The following is a 2,930-nucleotide window of genomic DNA, read 5'->3' as shown; positions in this document are numbered from 1 at the left end:
AAGTTGAGGTCGTGATCGGTGTCGGGAAACTGCGGGTTCACGATCTTGTCCGCCATAAAGTTGGCAAAAACTTCCTTGGTCCAGACGTCGTTAAACCAGCGCATGGTCACCAGGTTGCCAAACCACATATGCGCTGTTTCGTGGGCGATAAGCTGCGCGCGGTTGAGCAGCTGACTTTCTGAAGGAGACTCCTCCAGCAAAAGCGACGATGCGCGGTACTGGATGGCGCCCACATGCTCCATGCCGCCGTAGGGAAAATCCGGTATGAGCGCAAAGGCGAACTTTTCAAAGGGGTAGTCGATGGCGGTGTAGTCTTCCAGCCAGGCGAGGGCATCTGCGTGGATCTCAAAGATGGTGTCGAGGTTTCGCGCGAGTTTGTCGGTATCGGTTTCCCGGTGCAGGAGTGTCATTTCCCGACCGCGGATTGATTGGCTGACGACCTCAAACTCACCGGCGACGAAGGAGAACAGGTAAGAAGGAATGGGCCGGGTTTCTTGAAAGCGGAACACTCTGCGCCCATCGCTCTCCTTTACACTCGCCTGGCGGCCATTACCCAGCACCGTCCAGGATTTGGGTACCTCCAGTGTCAGCGTGTAGCGAGCCTTGAGGTCGGGCTGGTCAAATAGCGGGAAAGCGGTGCGGGCACGATCAGGTACAAACAAGGTGAACAGATAATCGGGGTTGCGATTGACCGCGTCCTGCGGGGCGACAAAGTCCAGCCTTAGCCCGTTAGTGCCAGTCCGCAGCGCGGCTGCCGGGATGATCAGGTGTTCGTTGTGGAAACTATAGTTAACGGCGGTGTCGCCAGTACTGACGGACAACACCATGCCCGCATTCTGGGCAAAATCGATAGCGAGGGGGCTATCGTTTCGCGCCAGATCAAAACGAATGATTGCGCGGCCTTCAAGAGGCATGGCCGGATCGTCGGGCACTGAAAAGCGCAGATCGTAGCTGAGCTTCGAGATGCGTTCAGCGCGGTCCTTGGCCAATGACGCCGAGACGCCCGGTTCCACCGAGAAAGTCATTTGTTCCCTACCTTGCGAAGCTTGTGTGGCAGTGCCCGACTCGTCCATGGTGCCTGCACTTTGATTGCCGGCATCGCAGCCGCCCAGAGCACAGCATAAAAACACCGTGGCCGACTTTAGGAATCCCTTCACGGCTAGGTCCTGTATTTGCAAAAAGAGGGACGATACCTGATTGGCGACCCGTTGGCGCGCAGGCTCCGGCACTCCCCAAAACCCCGCAGCATCTGCTACTCTTCGCGGCTAATTTTATTGACGGCAAATGATCTGATGATGCGCTATCGCTCAATTCTCCTGTCCGTGGGATTCGTCGTGGCGGGCCTTACTCCCCTGTCTTCAACCGTTCATGCCCAGGAAGTCATAGGTTCCGGGGCGAAGGCCTTTGCCCAGCTCGGCCAGGAACTGCCGTCGCCTAATGTCTATCGCACGGCGTCGGGAGCCCCGGGTCACGCCTATTGGCAGCAGCAGGCGGACTACGATATTGACGCGCGTCTCGATGCCGATGACCGCCGCATCGATGCCAGTGCCCGGATTGTGTACACCAATAATTCGCCGGATGCGCTGCGCTATCTCTGGCTGCAACTGGACCAGAACCGTTTCAAGAGCGATTCCCTTGATCGACGCTCCCGCACCGTGGGTTCCGATCGCGTGTCCTACCGCAATCTGCGCGACCATCAGGCGGTATCTATCGGGGACTATGGCTATCGCAATCTGAGTTTTACCGGGGATTCCGGCGAAGACCTGCCGTTTACCGTGGTGGACACCATGGTGCGAGTGGATTTACCGGAGCCACTGGCGTCCGGTGAGTATGTCAGCTTCAATGTGGAGTGGACCTTCGACATTATCGAGCGGGATACGGTCCGTAGCCGCGGTGGCTATGAGCAGTTCTACGAGTCCGACACGCAGATCTTCTTTTTGTCCCAGTGGTTCCCGCGCCTCGCGGCCTACAGCGACTATGACGGTTGGCACAACAAGGCCTTTTTAGGCAGCGGTGAGTTCACCCTCGAGTTCGGTGATTACGACGTATCCCTGACCGTGCCGGACAATCACGTGGTGTCTTCTACGGGCGCTCTGGCGAACGCCAGCGATGTGCTCACTAGCGAGCAGCAAGAACGACTGGCAAGCGCAGGCTCTGATAAGCCGCGTTTTATTGTGACGCCTGAAGAAGCCCTGAAGAACGAAAAGTCAGAGGCTGCCGGTACGCGCACCTGGCGGTTTGAAGCAGAGAATGTGCGGGACTTTGCCTGGGCCAGCTCCAGCAAATTCATCTGGGACGCCATGGTCCATGAGCAGCCGGGTGCCAAGCACGAGCGCGTGCTTGCTATGTCCTTTTACCCCAACGAAGCCGAGCCCGTCTGGTCCAAGTACTCGACCCAGGCCGTGGTACACACCATGGATGTGTACAGCCGCTTCTCCTTTGACTATCCCTACCCGACGGCGCAGTCGGTAAACACCTGGGAAGGCGGTGGCATGGAATACCCCATGATCACCTTTAATGGTTATCGTCCTGATCCGCCCCGCGCCAAGCCGGAAGATCCCGATTCTGCAGAGTCCCGGGCGGCCGCTGAGCTGGCCTATTCCCGACGCATCAAGTACGGGCTTATCGGCGTTGTTATCCACGAGGTGGGGCACATCTACTTCCCCATGGTGGTGAACTCCGACGAGCGGCAGTGGACCTGGATGGATGAGGGTCTGAATACCTTCTTGGAATACGTCGCCGAGCTTGAGTGGGAAGAAGACTTTCCGGCTTTCCGTCGTATCTCCAATTCGCTCGTCAACGAGACCAACGTTCTCGATATGATTCCTGAGTACATGATGTCGCCCAACCAGGTGCCTGTCATGACCCAGTCTGATTCGGTATTGCGTTTGGGACCCAACGCCTACAGCAAGCCCGCGGCGGCCCTTACG

The 2,930-nt window shown here is 57.7% G+C and carries 2 protein-coding genes; one reads left to right on the top strand and one right to left on the bottom strand.

The window, feature by feature from the left end; genetic code table 11:
* A partial coding sequence (locus ACTG3T_RS03300; protein ID WP_439100844.1) for a M1 family aminopeptidase occupies window positions 1-1,157 on the bottom strand: 1,157 nt, incomplete at its 3' end.
* A 117-nt stretch (window positions 1,158-1,274) separates the two neighbouring features.
* Here ACTG3T_RS03300 and ACTG3T_RS03295 point away from each other — a divergent pair.
* Window positions 1,275-2,930: M1 family metallopeptidase (locus tag ACTG3T_RS03295; RefSeq protein WP_439100843.1), on the top strand; the 1,656-nt coding region annotated here is incomplete at its 3' end.

The organism is Congregibacter sp. (genome assembly GCF_965660375.1).
Taxonomy (GTDB): domain Bacteria; phylum Pseudomonadota; class Gammaproteobacteria; order Pseudomonadales; family Halieaceae; genus Congregibacter.
Note: the sequence above shows the minus strand (reverse complement) of the source record. Positions and strands in the feature narration are given on the sequence as shown.